A 21466-nucleotide genomic window follows, 5' to 3' on the forward strand; every position below is an offset into this window, starting at 1 on the left:
GGCCCCGGCGGTCCCCCCGCCGGCCGACAGCGGTGATGCCGTCGTGCGTCATCCGTCAACCGCTGTCCGTCAGGCGTCACGGTCGGCCGTCGGCCGCGTGTGGTGCTGGGTGTCGGTCTCGGGGTGCGGCTTCCGGCCGGGGCTCCTGAACCGCTCCAGCGTCTGGGTGAGTCCCCGCAGCGGGGAGGTCCGTGGCCTCTCCGACGGCGAGGGCACGGCGGGGGCGGACCCGGCCGACTCCCGGTACGCGGCCAGGGCCTCGGCCGCGCGCTCGGCCGCCTCCCGGTACAGGTCCCGGGACTGGGTCATGGCCTCCAGCGCCTCGGCGTACATGGCCACCAGTCTGCGTTCGCGTTCCAGTTCCTCCGCCATGGTCAGCAGCCGCCAGTCCTCCCGCAGCCCCGAGAGCGCCTCCTCGGCCCCCTCCGGCAGCGGTCGCGGCAGCGCGGCGAAGGACGTCACCGCCGCGATCAGCTCGGTCGGCTCGGAGCCGTCCAGGAAGACGGAGCGGACGGAGAAGTCCTCGGCCTCGTAGGCGGACGGCGCCGGGGTGCCGGGCAGGACCACGGCGCCACCGCGCGGTACCTGGACGCCGAAGTCCTCCAGGGCCCAGTTCACCACCCGCAACTGCTGCGGGGCGGCGCGGTGCTCGACCACTCGGTGCCGCAGACCCGGCGGCAGCCGGTCCGCCAGCGGGACCCGGCCCCGGTGGTCGGGGGTCATCGCCTCGTGCACGACGACGTGGATGTTCCACGGACTGCGCCCGGCGTCCTTGAGCAGCCGGCGTACGGCCTTGTCGTCGTCCGGCAGGGTGTTGATGCCCCGCATCCGCAGGCCGGTGGCGATGTCGCGGTCCCAGGTGACGTCCGGGTCGTCGGGCCAGAACACGGTGGCGGGCGAGGGCCAGGCGTCGTCCCAGGCCGCCTCGGCCTCGGCGAGGAGGGTCCACTCCTGCCCGCCGGCCGAGGCGGGTGCCAGGAGCAGTCTGGCCCGCACGGTGACGGCCCCGGGGGCCTTCCAGCGGGCCTCGAAGATCCGGTCACCGGTGACCTCGTCGCCGGGCTGGTCCGCGGGCAGTTCCAGGAAGTCGTCGATGACGCGGCTGTCCTTCAGCCGCTGCAGGGTGTGCCGGACGGAGTCCTCCGCCGCGGATCCGACGTGGCGGCCGCGAGCGGGCCACACCGTGGGCGGAGTCGTGGGGCGGGCGGTCGCAGAGGTCGGCATGAGTCCATCGGGGAGCAGGGGCACGGACTGGTGACCTGTCCGGCGGATCATGCCGCGGCCGCGGTGCGGTTCGGGTGCCGTCGCCGGTCCGCGACCTGATCCGCCGGACAGGCCCGAGGCCAGTATCGTCGCCGCAGGTCAGCGGAGAGCACCCGGGGGGCCGCCGACCGGGCGGGCCGCGGCACGGCGCGCGGTGTGGCCGACGGGGTGCGGGGTGCGTGAGGGGCGAGGGTGGGAAGGAGCACGGCGACCGACCGTACGGCACGAGAAGGAGCGATCTGATGAACCTGGACCTCGGCGGACGCACCGCGCTGGTCACGGGCTCCTCGCAGGGCATCGGAGCGGCGATCGCCGCCGGACTGGCCCGGGCGGGCGCCACGGTGGGCGTCAACGGGCGCGACGCCGGGCGGCTGGAGGAGAGCGTCGGGAAACTGCGCGAGCAGGTGCCGGAGGGCGCGTTCGTGCCGGTCGCGGCCGACCTGGGCACCGAGGAGGGCGCCGAGCGGGCCCTGGAGACCATGCCCGACGTCGACATCCTCGTGAACAACCTCGGCGTCTTCGGCGCGGTGCCCGCGCTGGAGATCAGCGACGACGAGTGGCGCCGCTACTTCGAGATCAACGTCCTCGCGGGTGTCAGGCTGACGCGTGCCCATCTCCCCCGGATGAGGGAACGGGGCTGGGGCCGGGTGCTGTACATCGCGAGCGACTCGGCCGTCGTCGTCCCGGCCGAGATGATCCACTACGGGGTCTCCAAGACGGCACTGCTCGGGGTGGGCCGGGGCTTCGCCAAGGAGGCGGCGGGCAGCGGCGTCACGGTGAACTGCGTCATCGCCGGACCCACCCACACCGAGGGCGTCGAGGACTTCGTGTACCAGCTGGTCGACCGCGACCTGCCCTGGGACGAGGCCCAGCGCGTCTTCATGCGTGAGCACCGTCCGCAGTCGCTGATCCAGCGGCTGATCGAGCCCGAGGAGATCGCCCACCTCGTGGTGTACCTGAGCTCACCCCAGGCGTCCGCCACGACCGGAGCGGCGGTCCGGGTCGACGGGGGATACATCGACTCGATCCTGCCGTAGCGGCACGGAGCCGGAACCGCCCCGCCGCACAGCGCGGTTCCGGCGGCGGGTCATGCGTCCGGTTCCGCGCGCCGCCGGTCCGCCTCGTCCCAGGCACGGGTGTCGCGCGGCTCGACGTAGGGCTCGTCCTCGGGCGGATGGCCCCCGTCGATCACCCGCTGGCGGGCCAGCTCGGCGTCGAACTCCAGACCGAGCAGGATGGCCAGGTTCGTCACCCACAGCCACACCAGGAAGATGATGACACCGGCCAGGGTGCCGTACGTCTTGTTGTACGAGCCGAAGTTGGCCACGTAGAAGGCGAAGCCGGCGGAGGCGACGAGCCAGATCAGCAGGGCGAGCACGCTGCCTGGCGAGATCCACTTGAAGCCCTTGACCCGGGCGTTCGGCGTGGCCCAGTACAGGAGCGCGATCATGAACGTGACGAGGACGACGAGCACGGGCCACTTGGCGATCGACCACACCGTCATCGCGGTGTCGCCGACGCCGAGCGCGGTGCCGACCTGCTGGGCCAGGCTGCCGGTGAACACGACGATGAGCGCACTGACCACGGCGAGCACCAGCAGCACCACGGTGAGCGCCACCCGCAGCGGCAGCACCTTCCAGACGGGGCGCCCCTCGGGGACGTCGTAGACGGCGTTCGCCGAGCGGATGAAGGCGGCCACGTACCCCGAGGCCGACCAGACGGCTCCGATTAGGCCCACCACCGCGAGGACGGAGCCGAGACCGGCCTTGGCCTGCAACTGCTCGACCGCGCTGGTGATGATGTCGCGCACCGAGCCGGGCGCGAGCTTCTGGATGTTGTCCAGCACCTCCTGCGTGGCGGACTGCCCGGCGATCCCGAGCAGGGAGACCAGGACGAGCAGAGCCGGGAACAGCGACAGGATGCCGTAGTAGGTCAGGGCGGCGGCCCGGTCGGTCAGCTCGTCGTCCTTGAACTCGGAGATCACGCGCCGCAGCAGGGCGAACCACGAGCGCTTCGGCAACTCGGTGGGGGAGTCCGGGGCGGCGCGCTCGGTGGAGGCGTCCGGACCGTAGTCCTCGGTCGCCGTCCCGTCCGGTGCGGCGTCCGTCGAGTCGTCCTTCGGGTGCTTGCCGCGATGGGGCAGATGCAGTCGGGCCATGGGCCCCGGGTTGCCCGTCTCGGCGTGTCCACGCCCCCGTGCGCGGCACGCGTGCCGGGTGCCCGGCCGCCACCCGGACCGGCGCCCCTCACCCGTGGCCCCGGACGGTGCGCCGTCCCCACCATGGTCCGGCGGACAGGTCCCGCCCACCCTCCGCGTCGGGGCGGGCCCGCCCGCGCCTACCCTGCCCCGGCCGGTTCCCGCCCGGCCGAAATCGGCAGTATCCCGCAGCGCGCGCACGTTCCTCTGGAAAATGCCAAAGCCCTCACCGGACGCGTGCACTTTCCGTAGTCTCGGCGTCACGTTCGCGGTACTGCCGTGCAGGGGAGGGGATCCGGCGTGCCCGGAATCGACGAGAGTCTGCTGGAAGCCATGCGGCTGCCCGGCGCACGGGGCGCGTCGCTGGTCGACTGGATCAGCGGGCTCGCCCTGGGTGCCGTGGGCGACGCACCCGGCGGCGACTGGGAGGCGACGGCGGCGGAGACCGCGGAACTGGCCCGGCACGTCGCGGAGAGCGGCTCCCTGGCGGCGGGCGGCGCCCCCGGAGCCGCGCCGGCGGCCGGGGACGGCAAGGAACCGACGGTGGAGGACCTGATCGCCACCACGGCCGACGCCTACCACCTGCTCAGGTTCGTCAGCACCCCCTTCGACAGCACCGTCTTCCTCCACCTGTGGCTGGACCGCAACGACGGGAACCTGGCCCTGGCCCGCATCCGGCTGGCCGAGATCGCGGATCGGCTGGTGCTCGGATGACCAGGGTCACGACCACCTGGACCAGGCACGGGACGACGTCGGCGGCCCTCACCGCGCTCGCGGACGAGGGAGCGACCGGCGCCCTCTCCGGCGAGCGGGGCATCGTCTACCTGTCGGCCGGCCGCGTCGTGCACGTGGAGTCGGCCTTCACCCCGGACCTCGGAGCACTGCTCACCCGCAGCGGCGCCGTGGCCGCCGACGGCTGGTGGGAGGCGGTCGACCGGGGCGGGACGCAGCACCGGGTCGGGCACCGCCTGGTGGACAGCGGCCGGCTCGCCGCCGGTGCACTGGAACTCTGCCACCTCGGCGCGCTCTTCGACGCCGCCTACTTCGTCCTCGCCCAGGACACCCGCGCCCACCGCTTCCGGCCCGGTGCCGCGCACTGGCTCGGCGCGGTGCGGTCGGTCCCGGTGGACGTCGTCGTGCGCGAGTCCGAGCGCCGGCGCGCCCTGCTGGACCGCATATGGCCGGACCCCGCCATCGACACCGTCCCCCTCACCCGGGTGCCCGACGCCGGCGCCGCCGGTCTGCCCGTACGGCGCGGCCGCACCCTGACGCAGGTGGACGGCGTCCGCACCGCCGCGGAGATCGCCTCCGCCCTCGCCTGCCGGACCTACCACACCCTCGTCGAACTGCGCCGCCTGGCCGCCGACGGCCTCGTCACCGCCGCCCCGTCCGCTCCCGCCCCCCGCGCGCCGGCCGCCGAGCCGAACGGCGTGGTGTGGGACGACCCCGACACGGCTCTGCTGCGACGGCTTCGAGACGCCCTGGAGGCCCTGTGATCCGCGCGCGTCGTCAGCGTGCCGAAAGGAGACTGCTCATGGCCGTCGAGAGCGACGTCCTGGACGAACTGCACCGACTGCGCAACCGCGTGCCCCAGTTGACCGGATCGCTCGCGGCCACCGTCGACGGGCTCGTCCTCGCCCACGACGCGCCGGGCACCGAACCCGAGGGGCTCGCCGCGCTCACCGCCGCGGCCCTCGGCGTCGCCCACCGCATGGCCGACGCCACCGCGCGCGGCGGGTTCCGTGAACTGCTGCTGCGCGGGGCCGAGGGCTACGTCGCCACCTACGCCGCCGGACCGGCCGCCGTACTCACCCTGCTCGCCGACGGCCGCGTCAACGTGGGGCGGCTGCATCTGGAGGGCCGGCGCAGCGGCGCCCGGATCGGTGAGCTGGTCGAGGCCCGCATCGGCCCCGAGCGTGGCCGTCCGCCGTCCGCCGAACACGTCGCGGCGCTCCCCGCCGACGCCCAGCGCCCCATCGGCACCCTGCCGGTGCGCACCCCCCAGCGGCCCACACACCGACCGACCCCCCAGACCGGCGGCCACCGCCGGCCCACCTGAACCGACGAACCGCGTACGGAACCACCACCGCGCAACGAACGAACCACCGCGTAACGAACCACCACCGCGTACCGGTCCGACGACCGCGTACCGAACCACCACCGCGTACTGATCGCGTCCGGAAAGGAACCCACGCATGGCCAACCTGGAGACCTCGCTCAAGGAATGCCTCAGCTCCATCGACGGAGCGACCGCCGCCGCGCTGGTCGACTACACCAGCGGGATGGCCCTCGGCACGCTGGGGGGCGGCAAGGACTTCAACCTGGAGGTCGCCGCCGCCGGCAACACCGACGTCGTGCGGTCCAAACTGCGCACCATGGAGCACCTCGGCCTCAAGGAGGAGATCGAGGACATCCTGATCACCCTGAACACCCAGTACCACATGATCCGGCTGCTCAAGGGCCGCGGCGGCAACGGGCTGTTCCTCTACCTGGTGCTCGACGCGAGCCGCGCCAACCTGGCCATGGCCCGCCACCAGCTGCGCCGGATCGAGAGCGAACTGGACGTCTGATCCCGGACGGGCCGCTCTCACACGGGTGGGCAGGGGCGGGACACTACTCCCGCGCCTGCCCACCCGTGTGTGCCGGTCCACCGCCCGGCGGCGGACCGGCGAGGCTCAGGCGCCGCTCTCGCGGAGCATGTCCTCCCGCTCGACGAGCTTCACGCGCTCGCGCCCCTGCGGTTCGCCCAGTGCCTTCTCGGCGGCGTCGAGCTTGTACCAGCCGTCCCAGGTGGTGAAGCGGACGTTGCGCTCGGCGAGGAAGGCGTCCATCGCCTCCGGGGCGGGCGAGGCGGGGGTCTGCAGCCGGCCGTTCGCGTAGTCGTCCAGCAGGTTGGCCACCGTCTCGTTGGCGTCGCCCTTGGTGTGGCCGATCAGACCGATCGGGCCGCGCCGGATCCAGCCGGTGACGTACATCGACTGCAGGTGCTCGCCGGACTCCTGGATCACCCGGCCGCCCTCGTCCGGGACCGTGCCCGAGTCGATGTCCCAGGGCAGCTTGGGGAGCTGGTCGGACAGGTAGCCCACGGCCCGGTAGACGGCCTGGACGTCCCAGTCCTTGAACTCGCCGGTGCCCTTGACGTTGCCGGTGCCGTCCAGCGCGGTGCGCTCGGTGCGCAGACCGACGACCTTGCCGTCCTCGCCGAGGATCTCCGAGGGCGACTCGAAGAAGTGCAGGAACAGCTTGTGCGGCCGGTCGCCGACATCGCGGATCGCCCAGTTCTCCAGCGTCTTGGCGACCATGTCGGCCTGCTTGTTGCCGCGCCGGGTGGCGATCGAGCCCTCGTCGTAGTCGATGTCCTCGGGGTCGACGATGACCTCGATGTTCGGGGAGTGGTCCAGCTCCCGCAGCTCCATCGGGGAGAACTTCGCCTGCGCCGGGCCGCGGCGGCCGAAGACGTGGACCTCCATCGCCTTGTTGGCCTTCAGGCCCTCGTAGACGTTCGGCGGGATCTCGGTGGGCAGCAGCTCGTCCGCGGTCTTGGCGAGGACGCGCGCGATGTCCAGGGCGACGTTGCCGACGCCGAGGACGGCGACCTTCTCCGCCTCCAGCGGCCAGGTGCGGGGGAAGTCGGGGTGTCCGTCGTACCAGGCGACGAAGTCGGCGGCACCGTAGGACCCGTCGAGGTCGATGCCGGGGACGGACAGGGCCCGGTCCGCGATGGCACCCGTGGCGAAGATCACACCGTCGTAGAAGGTGCGCAGATCGTCCAGGCTGAGGTCGGTGGGGTAGTCCACGTTGCCGAAGAGACGGATCTGCGGCTTGTCGAGCACCTGGTGCAGGGCGTTGATGATGCCCTTGATCCGCGGGTGGTCGGGGGCGACGCCGTACCGGATGAGGCCGAACGGGGCGGGCATGCGCTCGAAGATGTCGATGGAGACGCCCGGGTCGGCGGCCACTTCGGACTTGAGCAGGGCGTCGGCGGCGTAGATTCCGGCGGGACCGGATCCGACGATGGCTACCCGCAGGGGGCGGGGCATGTTCAGTTCCCTTCGAGCGGCGACAGATCGACTCTCCGGGAAGCCTAAGCTAAGGCAAGCCTAAGTCGGTACGCGGGTCCGGTCTATGAGGGCATAAGGCAGGCTTATGAGACCTCATGGCCCTCCTTTGTAGCGGGTGTTTGAAACCGCTGTGGCGGGTGACGCAGCCGTGGGGCGCGATGATCCCGCCCCACGCCCACCTCGCGAGGGGAGTCCCCGTGCACCGTCCGGACGAGCGCCCGGATCCCCACCGGTGGCGGGCCCTGTGGGTGACGCTGGTCGCCGGCTTCATGACGCTGCTGGACGTGACGATCGTCGCCGTCGCCCTGCCGTCCATGCAGCGCGAACTGCACGCCTCGGCGGCCTCCGTGCAATGGGTGGTGTCCGGATACGCCCTCGCGTTCGCCCTGACCCTGGTCACGGCCGGCCGGATCGGCGACGCGTTCGGCAGGCGCCGCGTCTTCCTCGTCGCGCTGGCCGCTTTCGTGGCCTGCAGCGCCGCGGCGGGGGCCGCGCCCGGTATCGAACTGCTGGTGGTCGCCCGGCTCGTCCAGGGGGTCGCCGCGGGCAGCCTGGCCCCGCAGAACTCGGCACTCATCCAGCAGATGTTCCAGGGCGCGGAGCGCGGGCGTGCGTTCGGGTTCTTCGGCGCCACCGTGGGTGTGTCCAGTGCGGTGGGACCGGTCGTCGGCGGGCTGATCCTGGCGCTGGCCGGCCCCGGGGGCTGGCGGTGGATCTTCTACGTGAACGTGCCGGTCGGCTTGCTCGCGCTGCTGCTCGGTCTCCGTCTGCTGCCCCGGGTGGCTCCCGGCGGCCGGGGTCGGCTGGACCCGGTGGGGGTCGCGCTCCTCGGCGTCGGCATCCTGGCCGTGATGCTGCCGCTGGTGCTCGCCGAGGGAGGCGGCATGGGCAAGGTGTGGTGGCTGTTCCCCGCGGGGCTGCTCGTGCTGGCCGCCTTCGCCCGCTGGGAGCGCCGCGTCGCCCGCCGCGACGGCGAGCCGTTGCTGGATCCCGGGCTGTTCACCGAGGCCCGCGGCTACGTCACCGGCGCGGGCCTGGCCGCCCTGTACTTCGTGGGTTTCAGCGGGGTGTGGCTCGTCTTCGCGCTCTTCTTCCAGAACGGACTGGGCTTCTCGCCCCTCAGGTCCGGCCTGGCGGTGACCCCGTTCGCCGTGGGTTCCGCCATCGCCGCGGCCGTGGCGGGGCGGCTCGTGGAGCGCCTGGGGCGGCTGCTGACCGTCTGGGGGCTCGTCGCCGTGATGGCCGGCCTGGGTGTCACCACGCTCGTGCTGTGGCTCGCGCCCGCCGACCGTGCCGTCTGGCTCGCCGCGCCGGCCCTGCTCGTCGGAGGGCTCGGCAGCGGTTGTGTGATCTCCCCGAACATCACGATGACGCTCCGGGAGGTCCCCGTACGCATGGCGGGCGCCGCCGGCGGAGCCCTGCAGACGGGGCAGCGGCTCGGCGGTGCCATCGGCACCGCCGCGCTGCCCGGGCTCTTCTACCTGACACTGAACGCCACGCACGGCGACTACCAGGACGCCGTGGCCCTGTCGGTGGGGACCGGGGTCGCCGCCATGCTGTGCGCCCTGACCGTCGCGGTCCTCGACTGGCGGCGGGACCGCTCCGACGGTGCCGGACGCTGTCCGCCGGAGACGTCCCACAGCCACACCCACGCGGGTCAGGGCTGAGACGGTCCTCCGGCGGAAACGCCCGGCCGGCTCAGCGGCGCTTGCCGAACCTGCGCAGCATCTCCTGGGCCTGCGCGCGGCGGCGCGGATCCGAGGCGGCCCGCCGCACCTGCTCCGTCGCACGGCGGCCCTGCGGGCTGCGCGCGAACCGCTTGATCCGGTCCAGTACTCCGGCCATGACGTTCCTCCGAGTTCACGACGGGTCTGCCTTGTCCGACCGCCTACCCCGCGGTCGCCCGGACACCCGGGCGGAAGTCCCCGGGTTTGACATCGTCGAACCGGGCGACCCGCAGAGCACGACATCACAAGCCAACGCCGAGAGGTGAAGCACTGTGGCCGGCAATCAGAAGTCCAAGGCCAAGATGGAGCAGGCCAAGGGGAAGGCCAAGGAAACGGTCGGCCGGGCCGTCGGCAACGAGAGGATGACGGCCGAGGGGCGCGCCGAGCAGTCCAAGGGCGACGCCCGGCAGGCCAAGGAGAAGGGCAAGGACGCGTTCCGGCACTGACAGCGGAACCGACGCGGCACACGGGCCGCGGGACCGGCACACGGCCGGTCCCGCGGCCCGCGTCGTGCCGTGGCGCGGTTCGGGACCGGTGGGGTGGGTCAGCCGACGTGGTAGCTGTCCCCGTACACCTGCCAGTCCAGTGGCGGATCGAGGTCCAGGTTGCCCTCCCGCAGGAAGACGCGCTGTGCCGTGTCGACCCTGCTGGTGTCGCTGTGCGCCTCCTCCTGCTTCATGGCCCACACCCGGGCGTCGAGGAACGCGTGCAGGTAGGCGACCTCGTCGCCGCCCCCCGCCGGAGGCCGGGCCCGTCCGAGGGCGCGGTCACGGATGCTGCCGAAGCCGAGCCGGTCGCCGCCGCCGCCGTGCATGACGATGGCGTCGTAGTACGCGAACTGCCCGAGCGTGCGCAGTCCGTCCGCCTGTGCCTGCCGTACGGCAGGGCCGAAGTAGACGCGGTCGCGCTCGTCGTCCTGGGCCCGGCGGAACTCCGGGTCGCCGGCGGCCCGCTGCCAGTCGCCGGGGTAGCCGGGGTCGAGCCCCTCGTGCGAGTCGGAGCCGTCGACCTCGCGCAGGGCCGGCAGATGGCGCGCGAGCACGTTGCCGGGGCTGCGGGCGGTGTAGAGCTCCACCAGATCGAGCATGTCACCGGTGCCGGAGCAGAAGCCGATGATGCCGGCGGTGTAGCCGCGCCCGTCCCGGATGTCCTCGATGTAGCCGTACTGCGCCTTCCAGTCGAGCGAGGAGTTCTCGGCGCTCGACACCAGTCGCATGGCGATCTCCTTCTTCGCCGGGTCGTCGAGCCCCGCCGCACGCGCGGGGGTCGCCGCGGCCCGCGGGGGAGTCAGGAGGGGAACTGCCGCCAGTGACGCGTTTGCCATGGCGAGCACGGTACGGCGCCTGGTGCCCGCGGGGCGCGCCGGGTCGGGGGAGGGGTGCCTCACGGAACCTCCAGGGGGGAGTCGCCGGGCACTGGGAGGGAGGTTACCTACCGGACGGCCGGCGTGCCGGGCACCCGCCGTGCGTGAAACCGGTACGGAGGACCGTGGTCGCGCCCGGTTCCGTCAGGGCACCGGCTGCTCGGCCCAGATGACCTTTCCGGCCGGCGTGTAGCGCGTGCCCCAGCGTTCGGCGAGCTGTGCGACGAGGAAGAGTCCGCGTCCGCCCTCGTCCGTCATGGCCGCGTAGCGGAGGTGGGGCGAGGTGCTGCTGCTGTCGAACACCTCGCAGATCAGGCTGCGGTCGTGCAAGACCCTGACCTGCACGGTCTCGCCGCCGTACCGGATCGCGTTGGTGACCAGCTCGCTGAGGATCAGCTCCGTCGTGAACGCCAGCTCGTCCAGCCCCCAGTCGGCCAGCCGACGCGTGACCTCGGCCCGCACCTCGCCGACCGCCGCCGGGTCGTTCGGGACCTGCCACTCGGCGACCCGGTCGGGACCGAGCGCGCGGGTGCGGGCGACCAGCAGGGCGATGTCGTCGCCCGGCCGGTCGGGGAGCCGGGCGTCGAGGACGGTCCGGCAGGTCTCCTCGGGCGACTCGCCGGCCGTCTCCAGCGCCTGCCGCAGGTGCTCGAGACCGACGTCGATGTCGTGCTCTCGGTCCTCGACCAGCCCGTCGGTGTAGAGCACCAGCCGGCTGCCCTCCGCCAGGCGCAGTTCGGTCGTCTCGAAGGGGAGGCCGCCCAGGCCCAGCGGTGGACCGGCGGGCACCTCGGGGAACTCGACGCCGCCGTCGGGCCGGATCAGGGCGGGCGGCGGATGACCCGCCCGGGCCATCACGCAGGTGCTGGAGACCGGGTCGTAGATCGCGTAGAGGCAGGTCGCGCCGGTGACCGGGGCGCTGCTGTCGTCGGCCGCCTCGTCCTGGTCGATGCGGTTGACCAGCTCGTCCAGCAGACCGAGCAGCTCGTCGGGCGGCAGGTCGAGGGAGGCGAAGTTGTGCACCGCCGTGCGCAGCCGCCCCATGGTGGCCGCGGCGTGCAGCCCGTGGCCGACCACGTCGCCGACCACCAGCGCGACGCGGGCGCCCGACAGCGGCAGCACGTCGAACCAGTCCCCGCCGACCCCCGCCTGCGCGGGCAGGTACCGGTAGGCGACGTCCAGGGCGTTCTGGTCGGGCATCCTGCGGGGCAGCAGGCTGCGCTGGAGGGTCACCGCCATGCTGTGCTCGCGCGTGTAGCGGCGCGCGTTGTCGATGGAGACCGCGGCGCGTGCGACCAGTTCCTCGGCGAGGGCCAGCTCGTCCTCGTCGAACGGCTCGGCCTTCTCCGAACGCCAGAAGCTGACCACCCCGAGCATCAGGGACCCCGCGCGCAGCGGCACGGTGATCAGCGAGTGGACGCCGTACTCCACGACCTGCGCGGAGCGTTCGAGGTCCTGGGCCTGCCAGCCCGCGGCCTCGCCGAGGCGGGGCTCCAGGACGGGCCGCCCGGTGTCCAGCGACCGGCCCTGCGGGGACGACGCCACGAACCGGAGCTGCCGGCCCACCGGATAGAGCGGGACCTCCTCGCGGACGCCGCTGAGCGCGGTGCGGCGCAGCGGGGTCACGCCCTCCGGCTGACCGCCCGCCAGCACGGTGTCGAACAGGTCCACGCTCACGTAGTCCGCGAACCGGGGCACGGCCAGCTCCGCCAGTTCCTCGGCGGTCCGTCCCACGTCGAGACTGGTGCCGATGGCCACGCCGGCGGCGTACAGGATGTCCAGGCGTTCCCGGGCGGTGTCGGCCCGGCCGGACAGGGCCCGCAGCTCGGTGGAGTCGCGGAGGGTGGCGACACTGCCGGCCGGGCCGCCCCGTACGTCCGTGGGCCGCTGGTTGACCGCCAGCAACCGGTCCTTGACCAGGTGGACCTCGTCGGTGGCGACGCGTCCGGAGGCCAGCAGCTCGGCCGTGTCGTCCGGGAGACCGAGGCGGAGGACGTGCCGGCCCTCGGCGTCGGGCGGCAGGTCGAGCAGGCGCTGTGCCTCGTCGTTGGCGAGCAGCAGCTGCCCCTCCCCGCCGACGATGAGCACGCCTTCCCGGACGCTGTGCAGGACCGCGTCGTGGTGTTCGTACATCCGGGTCATCTCGTGCGGTCCCAGGCCGTGCGTCTGCCGCAGCAGACGCCGGCTGACGAGCGCCGTGCCGCCGGTGGCCAGCGCGAGGCCGGCGGCCGCGGCGGTCAGCACCAGCGGCAGCTGCCGGTCGGCGACGCCGCCCACGTTCTCCGTCGTGATACCGGCCGATACGAGGCCCACGACCGTGCCGTCGGCCGCCTTGACGGGGACCACCGCCTGCACCAGCGGGCCGATGGTCCCTTCTATCTCCTCGGTCACCGTCTCCCCGGCCAGCGCGGGGGCGATGTCTCCCACGAACTGCTTGCCGATCCGGTCGGGTCTGGGGTGGGTGTAGCGGATCCCGTCGGTGTTCATGACGACGACGAAGTCCACGCCCGTCGCCTCGCGCGTGGCCTCCGCCCGCGGCTGGAGGATCGCGGTGGGGTCGGGGGCGCGCAGCGCCTCGGGGACACCGGGGGAGTTCGCGAACGTCGCGGCGACGGAGACCGACCGGTTGCGGGCCTCCACCTCGCTGTCGTGCCGTCCCTGGAGCACCAGCGCCACGGCCGCGGCGACCACGAGCAGCAGCACGATGACCACGTTCATGGCGAAGACCTGGGCGGCGACACTGCGTCCGGACAGGGCCGAGCGCAGGGCCGCGGCACGCCGCCGTCCCCTGTCCTCTCCCCGTCGCGGCCGGTCCGCGTCTCGCCGGTACCGGGCGAGCGGACCGCTGGGACGACGGGGTGACCGCTCTCCCGATCGACCCATCAGTCGGACCATGTGCCCATGTCTACACTGCCGGGCCCGAGGAGGCGAGGGGCACCCCCTGGGACGGGGCGGGCCGCGGGACCGGGGCCGGGAGCCGTGCTCACCGGTGGTCGCCGGGGCGGCGGCGGGTGGCGAGCAGCAGGGCGATGTCGTCGGGTCGGTCCGTGGTGTGGCGGGCGGTGACGATGAGCCGGTCGGCGATGCCCGCCAGTGAGCGGCTCCCCGGTCGCGAGCCCGGCGCGCCGGTCCTGGCCAGCGCCCGCCCGAGGGCGGTGATGCCCTCGTCGATGTCGGTGCCGGGCCGTTCCACCAGCCCGTCCGTGTAGAGGGCGAGCACGGCGCCGGGCTCGGCCTGGAACTCCGTGAGCGGGTACCGGGCGCCGGGATCCACGCCGAGCACCACCCCGCCGGGCAGGTCCAGGGCCTCGGTGCGTCCGTCCGGGTGGCGCAGCAGGGGCGGCGGGTGCCCCGCGCGGGCCGCGCGGACCCGTCCGGTGGCCGGGTCCAGCCGGAGGTAGCAGCAGCTCGCGAAGAGACCCGGGTCCAGGTCGGTCAGCAGATGGTTGACGCCGCTCAGCACCTCGTCGGGCGGGCGGTCGCCCAGGGCGAAGGCGCGCACGGCGCTGCGCAGTTGCCCCATGGTGGCCGCCGCCTGCACGCCGTGTCCCTGCACGTCGCCGATGACCAGCGCCATGCCGTCCCCCGAGGCGACGACGTCGTACCAGTCCCCGCCCACGTCCATGCCCTGGGTCCCGGGCAGGTAGCGTCCCGCGGTCTCCAGCAGGGGGTGCGCCGGCAGCCGTCGGGGCAGGAGCGCCCGCTGCAGCCCCCGGGCCAGCGCGGTCTCCGACTCGTAGCGCCGGGCCCGCTCCATCGCCTGGGCGATCACGCCGGCGAGGGCGGTGAGCACCGTGCGCTCCTCGGTGCCGAAGCTGCGGGCGCGGTCGAAACCCAGGATGCAGGAGCCGACCGGGCGCCCGGAGGCGATCAGCGGGAGGAAGGCGCGGGCGCCCTCCGTGGCGTCCAGCGGGATGCCCGGGTACGCGGTGGCCAGCGCCTGCATCGAGTCGAAGAAGAGCGGCCGTCCGCTGGTCAGCGTCTCCACCCCGGGCAGCCGGGCGTCCAGCGCCACCCCTTCGAAGGGGGCGAGGAACCCGGGCGGGAAGCCCGTCTCCCACGCCAGGTGGAGGTGCCGTTCCTGGAGCAGGTAGATGGCGAGCCGGCGGCCGCCGAACGCCGGCAGCAGTTCCCTCACGACCACGGCGGAGACCTGGCGCGCGGTGACCGCCTCGGTCAGTGCCACGGCCAGCACGATGGGGCGGTACACGGGAGCGGTGCCGGCGGCGAGCGCCGGCGCGGGGGCGTCGGCGTGCGGCACCGCCTCCGGTGCGCCGGGCGCGGGTGGGGGGCCGGCGGTCGCGTCGGCGACGCGGTTGGCCGGGCGGAGCGCGACGGTCAGGAGGTCCGGCCCGGGATGCACCGAGACGGCGAGCCAGTCCCCCTCGTAGGGCTGGGGCGTGGACCGGCGGCTGCCGTCGGGCGGGCGCCTGACGTGGAAGCGGACCGGCTCGGCGGAGAGCAGGGCACCGCGCAGGTGGTCCTCGTACGCGGCCTGGTCCAGCCAGGGCAGGGCCTCCCACAGGGAGTGGCCGTGCAGCCGCGCCCGCGGCCGGCCCAGCAGCTCGGCGGCGCGCCGGTTGGCGTAGACGACGGTGCCCAGGCGGTCCATGCACAGCACGCCGTCCGGCAGCAGGTCGGCCGCGGCGTCGGCCACGGTGCCGGAGGACGGATCGCGTACGGTGCCGCGCACCGCCCCGCCGACGGCCGGCGCGCCCTGCGGTCGCCACAGTTCCACCAGGAGCGGCGCACCGTCCGCGGTCCGCACGTGCAGCGGGAGCGGGGGCGGCAGGCCGCCGGCCGTCTGACGCAGTGCCGCGGCGATCCGGTGCCCGTCGTCGGGCGCGAGGGCGCGGGTGAGCGCGTGGAGCGTCCCGGGTCCCTCGCCGGGCCGCGCCAGGCCGAGCAGGGCGCGCAGCGGCTCGTCGAGGACGGCGGCGCCGGTGGCCGGGTCCCAGGTGAAGCTTCCGGCGCGCTGCGGGCGCCGTACGGAGGCGGGCGGGCGGACGCACAGGGGTTCGTCGTCCCAGACGACCGGCGGCGCGCCGCGGTCGTCGTCCAGCCGCTCCAGCGCCGCGCCGAGCTCCCGTGCCAGCCCTTCCATCCGGTCCACGCCCTCCACCACCTCGGCGGTGTCCGAGGCGGTGGGGCGCAGGACGGTCAGGACACCGTAGGTCCGTGCCGCGCCGGTGACGGGCACGTACAGGGACCCGAAGGGGAAGGGCAGGCCGGCCGCGAACTGCGGATAGCGGCGCATCGCCTCGGTGGCGTTGGGCAGCACCACCCGCACGCCCAGCCGGAAGGCGTCGGCCACGGGGAACGGGCTGTCGGCGTGCAGCCGCCACCAGGGCCGGAACAGCGGCCCCGGCAGTCCGGCGAGGACGGCCAGTCGCAGCAGTCCGGGCGTGCGGGAGCGGAGATAGACCCCGCCCGCGTGGCCCGAGGTCGCGCTGATCGCCTGTGCGGAGGCGTCGATGAGCAGCTCCGTCAGCCTCGCGGGCATCCGGTCTGCGTCCTCGGCGCCTGCACTCATCGGCCCCACCTCGTCCGTGCGCCGTCACGCGGGCGACACAGCCAGGATGCGCCACGGCGCGGGGGTGGCGCACGCGGTCGGGCCGCACGGGTGACCGCGACGGCGTTGACCGCGCGGTCCGGAGTCCGTAACCTCCACCGCGACATTCGGAAAGAGAAGCGAAAGTTTCGAACGGCTCCATTTACGAACGGCTCCGCACACCGATTCAGGAAACGGGATGACATGCGCATGACTCTGTTACGTCTGTCGAGAGCGGCCACCGCGGGCCTGGTCGCCGCCGCGGCGCTCACGGCCGCGGCCCACACCGCCGAAGCCGCCGACACGCTCGGGTCGGCGGCGGCCGGCCAGGGCCGGTACTTCGGCACCGCCGTCGCGGCGAACCACCTCGGCGAGGCCGACTACGCCGCCACGCTGAACCGCGAGTTCAACTCGGCGACGCCCGAGAACGAGATGAAGTGGGACGCCACCGAGCCCAGTCGCGGCACCTTCACCTTCACGGCCGCCGACCAGGTCGTGAACCACGCGCGGAGCCAGGGCATGGACGTGCGCGGCCACACCCTGGTCTGGCACTCCCAACTGCCCTCCTGGGTGGGCGGCCTCGGCGCGGCCGAGCTGCGCACCGCCATGAACGGCCACATCAACGGCGTGATGGGCCGCTACAAGGGCCGGATCCACAGCTGGGACGTCGTCAACGAGGCGTTCCAGGACGGCGGCAGCGGCGCCCGGCGCAGCTCGCCCTTCCAGGACAAGCTGGGCGACGGATTCATCGAGGAGGCGTTCCGCACCGCCCGTGCCGCCGACCCGGCCGCCAAGCTCTGCTACAACGACTACAACACCGACGGCGTCAACGCGAAGAGCACCGCCGTCTACACCATGGTCAAGGACTTCAAGTCCCGCGGAGTGCCCATCGACTGCGTGGGCTTCCAGGGCCACTTCAACAGCGCGTCCCCGGTCCCCTCCGACTTCCGGGCCAACCTCCAGCGCTTCGCCGACCTCGGCGTCGACGTGCAGATCACGGAACTCGACATCGAGGGCTCCGGCACGGCACAGGCCGACAGCTACGCCGACGTGGTCGAGGCCTGCCTCGCCGTGGACCGCTGCACCGGCATCACCGTCTGGGGCGTCACCGACAAGTACTCGTGGCGCAGCGGCGGCACCCCGCTGCTGTTCGACGGCGACTACGACGAGAAGCCCGCCTACGACGCCGTCCTGACCGCGCTCGGCGGTGACGGCGGCGGCGACCCGGGCAACGGCACGGCGTCCTGCACCGCCACGTACTCCCGGACCGCGGACTGGAACAGCGGCTACAACGGCCAGGTCACCATCACCGCGGGCAGCGAGCCGATCGGCTCCTGGACGACGACCGTCACCTTCACCTCCCCGCAGCAGGTCCAGGCCGCCTGGAACGCCACGACCGCCTGGGCGGGTGGCGGCAACGTCATGACGGCCCGGCCGAGTTGGAACGGCACCCTGGCGGCGGGGGCGTCGACCAGCTTCGGCTTCACCGTGGCGAAGAACGGCAGCGACGCCGTGCCCGTGGTCGGAGCCTGCACCGCCTCCTGATCCGTCCCGCGCGCCGGCCCCCGGACCCCGGCGAGGGCTCGGCGGACCGGTGCGCCTGGTCGTGCGTGCCCGTCGTCGACCGGGTGGGCGCTCCTTGCGGCGCACTCGGTCCGCGCCTGTCCGAAAGACGGCGCGTCCGGCGGAAGTTGGGGCAAAGGGATCGTGGAGACCGTCCCGGTGCGTATCGTGAAGGGCCGGGGCCCGCGCTTCCCCCTACTCGGCCCCGGACCGGACGGTGAGGCTCTGTATGACTCCGGCGCGCAGACCCGATGCCGCGGACGCCTCGGTCGTGTCCACGGTGGTGGAGTTCAGGGGCGGTTCGGCGATGATCCCGGCCTCCCGCGACGTCGTGCACGGCTTCGTCGCGAGACTCGCCGAGCAGGGCGTCGAACCGGCCGACACCTTCCTGGACGCCGCCCGCCTGGTCGCCAGCGAGCTGGTGACCAACGCGCTCCGGCACGCTCCCGGCCCCTGCCGACTGGAGCTGACCCTGGTGGACGAGAGCGTGGAGATCGCGGTGTCGGACACGGGGGAGGGCTTTCCCACGTTCCTGCCGCGCGACCCCCTGCGGGTGGGCCGGCACGGTCTGGAGATCGTGACGCGGCTGTGCGACGAGGTCATCACGAAGCCCCACGCGACGGGCAAGACGGTGTACGCGCGCCTGCCGCTGCGCTGACGCCCGCCCGCCTCAGGCGGCCAGGGCCTGCTCGACGGTCGGGAAGCAGCCGATGAGCGTGTCGACTCCCACGAGCTGCAGCACCCGCTCCACCGCGTGCTGCGGCGCGGCGATCCGGAACCAGACGCCACGGGCCTCCGCGGCCCGGTGGGCGGTGATGAGCACGTTGATCCCGCTGGAGTCCAGGAAGCCCACCTCGCCGAAGTCGACCACCGTGCCCGGCGCCGACTGCACACAGGACAGCAGGACGTCGCGGAGCTGACTGCTGCCGTCGAGATCGACCTCACCGGCGAGGACGACGATGCCGACACCGTCGCCCGTGGTGGTACGGGTGATCAGCAGCCGCTCCGGTACTGCCGCTCCCTCGATGTCCGCCACGCTTCCCTCACCTCTCGCATATGCCCGGCCGTCCTCGGTGGCTTGATGTTAAGGCCCCCAGGGGTCCGCGTGTGCCGCTTGTGCGGACCGAACACCGCCCGGGGCGGACGGAACGGGCTCGACGCGCGCGACAGCGCTCCTCTGACTACCGTCGAGGTGTGGTGGCTCACACTTTCGAGGAGCTCGTGCACAAGCGTCGCGCGGCGGACCTGGCACAGCACCGGGTCGAGGAACTGCGGGACTCGTACGGGCCTCCCACGCAGCATCAGTGGACCGCGCGGCAGTCGCACACCTACGAGACCGCCGTACGGGCCTGGCGCGACCTGGACCGGGACGCGCAGACCGCGATGACGGAGTACGTCAAGGAGGAGGGTCAGTCCCGGCACAAGATCGAGGCGAAGGTCCGCAAGGCCGTCCAGGACGGCTGACCAGGGCGCAGCTCAGTCCCGGCCGGCCGTGGTCCGGCCGACGAGATCGCGTACGGCCTCCAGCGCCTCGGCGCGGTCCTGCGGCACCAGCCCGATGCGGGTGCGCCGGTCCAGCAGGTCGGCCTCGTCGAGCGCGCCCTCGTGACGCACCGCCCAGAGCAGCTCGGCGCCGGTGACGGGGTGGTCCGGCAGGACCCGCTCGCCGAGCCGGGCGTCCCCGTCGGCGAGGGCCTGGACGGCGAGTGCCTCGGTGCCGTAGCGCCGTACCAGACGGCGCGGCGCCCGGAGCCCGGCCAGGACGTGCGGCGCGGCGGCCCCGACCAGGGGCAGGCCGGCGGTGGGGGAGGGGCCGGCGCCGAGCCGGCGGGCGGCGACGGCGGCGTCCACGGCGTCCTCGGCCATGCGCCGGTAGGTGGTGAGCTTGCCGCCGACGACGGTGATCACGCCCTCCGACGAGGTGAGCACGGCGTGCCGGCGCGAGACGTCCGCCGTGCGGGGACCGGCGCCGGGCCGGTCCGCGGGGGTGGTGTCCAGCAGCGGACGCAGCCCCGCGAAGGCACCCACCACGTCCTCGCGCCGGACGGGCACGTCCAGTACGGAGCCGAGCACGTCGAGCAGGAAGCCGACGTCGCTCTCGGGTACCGAGGGCACGTCCGGGACGTCCCCCTCGACGGGCTCGTCGGTCAGCCCGACGTAGACGCGGCCGTCGCCCTGGGGCAGGACGAGGACGAAGCGGTTGGTCTCGCCGGGGACGGGCACGTGCAGGCCCGCGGGGAGCGGGCCGATCCGGTCGGAGCGCAGGACGAGGTGGGTGCCGCGGGAGGGCCGGATGCGGATGCCCTCCACGAGGTCACCGGCCCACACCCCCGAGGCGTTGACGACCGCGCGGGCGCGTACGACACCCTCCTCGCCGGTGAGTTCGTCGCGCACCCGGGCACCGGACGCGGTCAACTCCAGCGCCCGGACGCGGGTCAGGACGCGGGCGCCGCGCGCGGCGGCGGTCCGGGCGAGGGCGGTCACCAGCCGGGCGTCGTCGGTGAGCCGTCCGTCCCAGGACAGCAGACCGCCGCGCAGCCGGTCGGAGCGGAGCGCCGGAGCGAGGTGCCGGGTCTCCACCGCGGAGAGCCGGCGCGGCGCGGGCAGCGTGGCCCGGGCCGTGCGCGCCGCCAGGCGCAGCGTGTCCCCGGCCCGGAACCCGGCCCACGCCAGTGCGGCCTGGCCGCGGGAGACCAGGGGCGTCAGCGGCAGCACGAACGGCTGGGCGTGCACCAGGTGCGGGGCCGTGCGCTCCATCAGCACGCCGCGCTCCACCGCGCTCTCGTGCGCGACGTCGAGCTGGGCGGAGGCGAGGTAGCGCAGGCCCCCGTGGATGAGCTTGGAGCTCCAGCGGGAGGTGCCGAAGGCCAGGTCGTGGGCGTCCACCGCGACGACGCTCAGACCGCGGGCCGCGGCGTCCAGGGCCACGCCGGCGCCGGTCGCGCCGAGCCCGACGACCAGGACGTCCACGAGGGGGCCGCCGACGGCCTCGGTCAGCTCGCGCGAGCGGCGTGCGGCCGACAGGGAGGCCCCGGCGGCGGGGCTGCTGGTCGGGCTCATGGCGTGAGGGTCCTCTCCAGGATGGTGCGCAGCTCCGCGAGGAGGGCCGCGGAGGTCAGCTCGGCGTCGTCCTCGTCGGTCATGGTCCGCAGCGACAGCGCGAAGGACTGGACGATCAGCAGCACCGAGCGCGCCTGCCGTCCAGGGTGGGCCGGGCGCACCGACCCGTCGGCATGACCCTCGCCGAGCGCGTCGGCCAGCAGCTCCAGCAGGGCCTCCTGGCTCGCTCCGCGCCGGTCGAGGACGTAGGGCAGGAGCAGCTCGGGGTCGACGTCGACGATCTTGCGGAAGAGCGGGTGGGCACGGAACGCCTCGATCCCGGTCACCAGGCCCTCGACGACGCGCGAGCGCGTGCCGACACCGGGCCGGGGGGCGGGGATGGCCCCGGTGGCCACCGCGATCCACTCCCGGGTCATCAGGTCGCCGACCAGGGACCGCACGTCGGGCCAGCGCCGGTAGAGCGTCATCCGGGAGACGCCGGCGCGGCGGGCGACGTCGGTCATCGTCGTGCGGCGGACCCCGACGGCGAGCACGCAGTCGCGCACGGCGTCCAGCACCGTGTCGTTGTCCGAGGCGGTCGGTCGGCCCGCATTGTTGTGACGGTTAGGCGTCATGTGTAACAGTGTAACGCCCGTGAGGCCGCGCAGACGGCATCCCCCGAACCGACCGTGAGGACGACAG

At 73.7% G+C, this 21466-nt stretch carries 20 protein-coding genes; 10 read left to right on the plus strand and 10 right to left on the minus strand.

The genetic code is table 11. From position 1 onward, the window contains the following. Positions 1–69: 69 nt before the first annotated feature. On the minus strand, positions 70–1224 hold the full coding sequence (locus SAM23877_RS32550) for a hypothetical protein (RefSeq protein ID WP_079030572.1): 1155 nt from the start codon (positions 1222–1224) through the stop codon (positions 70–72). Between the two features lie 281 nt (positions 1225–1505). Here SAM23877_RS32550 and SAM23877_RS32555 point away from each other — a divergent pair, with 281 nt between their 5' ends. Beyond that, positions 1506–2300: an SDR family NAD(P)-dependent oxidoreductase gene (locus tag SAM23877_RS32555; RefSeq protein WP_053141026.1), complete on the plus strand. Its 795-nt coding sequence runs from the start codon at positions 1506–1508 to the stop codon at positions 2298–2300. A gap of 50 nt (positions 2301–2350) precedes the next feature. Here SAM23877_RS32555 and SAM23877_RS32560 read toward each other — a convergent pair whose 3' ends face one another. Then, positions 2351–3421, minus strand: coding sequence for a YihY/virulence factor BrkB family protein (locus SAM23877_RS32560; RefSeq protein WP_053141029.1), 1071 nt, complete (start codon positions 3419–3421; stop codon positions 2351–2353). 339 nt (positions 3422–3760) lie between these two features. On the opposite strand from SAM23877_RS32560, the gene SAM23877_RS32565 reads away from it, so the two are divergent. From SAM23877_RS32565 to SAM23877_RS32580, 4 genes are all read left to right on the plus strand, one after another. Further along, positions 3761–4174 carry a hypothetical protein gene (locus SAM23877_RS32565; RefSeq protein WP_053141031.1) on the plus strand — a complete coding sequence of 138 codons (414 nt, stop codon included), beginning with the start codon at positions 3761–3763 and terminating at the stop codon, positions 4172–4174. Beyond that, on the plus strand, positions 4171–4956 hold the full coding sequence (locus tag SAM23877_RS32570) for a hypothetical protein (RefSeq protein ID WP_053141033.1): 786 nt from the start codon (positions 4171–4173) through the stop codon (positions 4954–4956). The genes SAM23877_RS32565 and SAM23877_RS32570 overlap by 4 nt, the downstream gene beginning before the upstream one ends. Before the next feature lie 38 nt (positions 4957–4994). After that, positions 4995–5519: a roadblock/LC7 domain-containing protein gene (locus SAM23877_RS32575; protein WP_053141036.1), complete on the plus strand. Its 525-nt coding sequence runs from the start codon at positions 4995–4997 to the stop codon at positions 5517–5519. 136 nt (positions 5520–5655) lie between these two features. After that, the gene (locus tag SAM23877_RS32580) at positions 5656–6030 is read left to right on the plus strand and encodes a roadblock/LC7 domain-containing protein (protein ID WP_053141038.1); all 375 of its coding nucleotides are present in this window, start codon (positions 5656–5658) and stop codon (positions 6028–6030) included. Positions 6031–6135: 105 nt separating this feature from the next. Here SAM23877_RS32580 and SAM23877_RS32585 read toward each other — a convergent pair whose 3' ends face one another. Then, positions 6136–7500 carry an FAD-dependent oxidoreductase gene (locus SAM23877_RS32585; protein WP_053141040.1) on the minus strand — a complete coding sequence of 455 codons (1365 nt, stop codon included), beginning with the start codon at positions 7498–7500 and terminating at the stop codon, positions 6136–6138. 179 nt (positions 7501–7679) lie between these two features. On the opposite strand from SAM23877_RS32585, the gene SAM23877_RS32590 reads away from it, so the two are divergent. Further along, positions 7680–9188: an MFS transporter gene (locus tag SAM23877_RS32590; RefSeq protein ID WP_053141043.1), complete on the plus strand. Its 1509-nt coding sequence runs from the start codon at positions 7680–7682 to the stop codon at positions 9186–9188. A gap of 31 nt (positions 9189–9219) precedes the next feature. Here the strand turns inward: SAM23877_RS32590 and SAM23877_RS40385 are convergent, their stop codons facing one another. After that, on the minus strand, positions 9220–9366 hold the full coding sequence (locus tag SAM23877_RS40385) for a hypothetical protein (protein ID WP_104633223.1): 147 nt from the start codon (positions 9364–9366) through the stop codon (positions 9220–9222). Between the two features lie 154 nt (positions 9367–9520). On the opposite strand from SAM23877_RS40385, the gene SAM23877_RS38210 reads away from it, so the two are divergent. Then, positions 9521–9694: a CsbD family protein gene (locus SAM23877_RS38210; RefSeq protein ID WP_064731228.1), complete on the plus strand. Its 174-nt coding sequence runs from the start codon at positions 9521–9523 to the stop codon at positions 9692–9694. Between the two features lie 98 nt (positions 9695–9792). Here the strand turns inward: SAM23877_RS38210 and SAM23877_RS32595 are convergent, their stop codons facing one another. From SAM23877_RS32595 to SAM23877_RS32605, 3 genes are all read right to left on the minus strand, one after another. Beyond that, positions 9793–10635: a chitosanase gene (locus tag SAM23877_RS32595; RefSeq protein WP_053141045.1), complete on the minus strand. Its 843-nt coding sequence runs from the start codon at positions 10633–10635 to the stop codon at positions 9793–9795. Between the two features lie 120 nt (positions 10636–10755). Then, a complete protein-coding gene (locus tag SAM23877_RS32600; protein WP_174532269.1) occupies positions 10756–13506 on the minus strand; it encodes a SpoIIE family protein phosphatase in 2751 nt (916 codons plus the stop codon). 88 nt (positions 13507–13594) lie between these two features. Then, positions 13595–16144 carry a SpoIIE family protein phosphatase gene (locus SAM23877_RS32605; protein WP_053141049.1) on the minus strand — a complete coding sequence of 850 codons (2550 nt, stop codon included), beginning with the start codon at positions 16142–16144 and terminating at the stop codon, positions 13595–13597. Positions 16145–16366: 222 nt separating this feature from the next. On the opposite strand from SAM23877_RS32605, the gene SAM23877_RS32610 reads away from it, so the two are divergent. Together SAM23877_RS32610 and SAM23877_RS32615 are read left to right on the plus strand one after the other, a co-directional pair. Continuing rightward, positions 16367–17707, plus strand: a complete 1341-nt coding sequence (locus SAM23877_RS32610; protein WP_053141051.1) for a glycoside hydrolase family 10 protein — start codon at positions 16367–16369, stop codon at positions 17705–17707. A gap of 247 nt (positions 17708–17954) precedes the next feature. Then, positions 17955–18383, plus strand: coding sequence for an ATP-binding protein (locus SAM23877_RS32615; RefSeq protein WP_053141053.1), 429 nt, complete (start codon positions 17955–17957; stop codon positions 18381–18383). Positions 18384–18395: 12 nt separating this feature from the next. Here SAM23877_RS32615 and SAM23877_RS32620 read toward each other — a convergent pair whose 3' ends face one another. Next, on the minus strand, positions 18396–18761 hold the full coding sequence (locus SAM23877_RS32620) for an STAS domain-containing protein (RefSeq protein WP_053141055.1): 366 nt from the start codon (positions 18759–18761) through the stop codon (positions 18396–18398). A gap of 161 nt (positions 18762–18922) precedes the next feature. Here SAM23877_RS32620 and SAM23877_RS32625 point away from each other — a divergent pair, with 161 nt between their 5' ends. Next, the gene (locus tag SAM23877_RS32625) at positions 18923–19189 is read left to right on the plus strand and encodes a hypothetical protein (RefSeq protein ID WP_063483927.1); all 267 of its coding nucleotides are present in this window, start codon (positions 18923–18925) and stop codon (positions 19187–19189) included. 12 nt (positions 19190–19201) lie between these two features. Here SAM23877_RS32625 and SAM23877_RS32630 read toward each other — a convergent pair whose 3' ends face one another. Both SAM23877_RS32630 and SAM23877_RS32635 read right to left on the minus strand, forming a co-directional pair. After that, positions 19202–20785: a glycerol-3-phosphate dehydrogenase/oxidase gene (locus tag SAM23877_RS32630; RefSeq protein WP_053141058.1), complete on the minus strand. Its 1584-nt coding sequence runs from the start codon at positions 20783–20785 to the stop codon at positions 19202–19204. After that, a complete protein-coding gene (locus tag SAM23877_RS32635) occupies positions 20782–21399 on the minus strand; it encodes a TetR/AcrR family transcriptional regulator (protein ID WP_053141060.1) in 618 nt (205 codons plus the stop codon). Before SAM23877_RS32635 ends, SAM23877_RS32630 begins: the two co-directional genes overlap by 4 nt. Positions 21400–21466 lie beyond the last annotated feature (67 nt).

Origin of the sequence: Streptomyces ambofaciens ATCC 23877 (genome assembly GCF_001267885.1) — a bacterium.
GTDB classification, from domain to species: Bacteria; Actinomycetota; Actinomycetes; order Streptomycetales; family Streptomycetaceae; genus Streptomyces; species Streptomyces ambofaciens.

What these genes read in the sequence shown, in the direction of transcription:
- SAM23877_RS32630 (WP_053141058.1), bottom strand. Translation starts at nt 20,785, where the DNA reads ATGAGCCCGACCAGCAGCCCCGCCGCCGGGGCCTCCCTGTCGGCCGCA.
- SAM23877_RS32550 (WP_079030572.1), bottom strand. Translation starts at nt 1,224, where the DNA reads ATGCCGACCTCTGCGACCGCCCGCCCCACGACTCCGCCCACGGTGTGG.
- SAM23877_RS32570 (WP_053141033.1), top strand. Translation starts at nt 4,171, where the DNA reads ATGACCAGGGTCACGACCACCTGGACCAGGCACGGGACGACGTCGGCG.
- SAM23877_RS32610 (WP_053141051.1), top strand. Translation starts at nt 16,367, where the DNA reads ATGCGCATGACTCTGTTACGTCTGTCGAGAGCGGCCACCGCGGGCCTG.
- SAM23877_RS32635 (WP_053141060.1), bottom strand. Translation starts at nt 21,399, where the DNA reads ATGACGCCTAACCGTCACAACAATGCGGGCCGACCGACCGCCTCGGAC.
- SAM23877_RS32590 (WP_053141043.1), top strand. Translation starts at nt 7,680, where the DNA reads ATGATCCCGCCCCACGCCCACCTCGCGAGGGGAGTCCCCGTGCACCGT.
- SAM23877_RS40385 (WP_104633223.1), bottom strand. Translation starts at nt 9,366, where the DNA reads ATGGCCGGAGTACTGGACCGGATCAAGCGGTTCGCGCGCAGCCCGCAG.
- SAM23877_RS32555 (WP_053141026.1), top strand. Translation starts at nt 1,506, where the DNA reads ATGAACCTGGACCTCGGCGGACGCACCGCGCTGGTCACGGGCTCCTCG.
- SAM23877_RS32580 (WP_053141038.1), top strand. Translation starts at nt 5,656, where the DNA reads ATGGCCAACCTGGAGACCTCGCTCAAGGAATGCCTCAGCTCCATCGAC.
- SAM23877_RS32560 (WP_053141029.1), bottom strand. Translation starts at nt 3,421, where the DNA reads ATGGCCCGACTGCATCTGCCCCATCGCGGCAAGCACCCGAAGGACGAC.
- SAM23877_RS32575 (WP_053141036.1), top strand. Translation starts at nt 4,995, where the DNA reads ATGGCCGTCGAGAGCGACGTCCTGGACGAACTGCACCGACTGCGCAAC.
- SAM23877_RS32615 (WP_053141053.1), top strand. Translation starts at nt 17,955, where the DNA reads ATGACTCCGGCGCGCAGACCCGATGCCGCGGACGCCTCGGTCGTGTCC.
- SAM23877_RS32600 (WP_174532269.1), bottom strand. Translation starts at nt 13,506, where the DNA reads ATGGTCCGACTGATGGGTCGATCGGGAGAGCGGTCACCCCGTCGTCCC.
- SAM23877_RS32585 (WP_053141040.1), bottom strand. Translation starts at nt 7,500, where the DNA reads ATGCCCCGCCCCCTGCGGGTAGCCATCGTCGGATCCGGTCCCGCCGGA.
- SAM23877_RS32605 (WP_053141049.1), bottom strand. Translation starts at nt 16,144, where the DNA reads ATGAGTGCAGGCGCCGAGGACGCAGACCGGATGCCCGCGAGGCTGACG.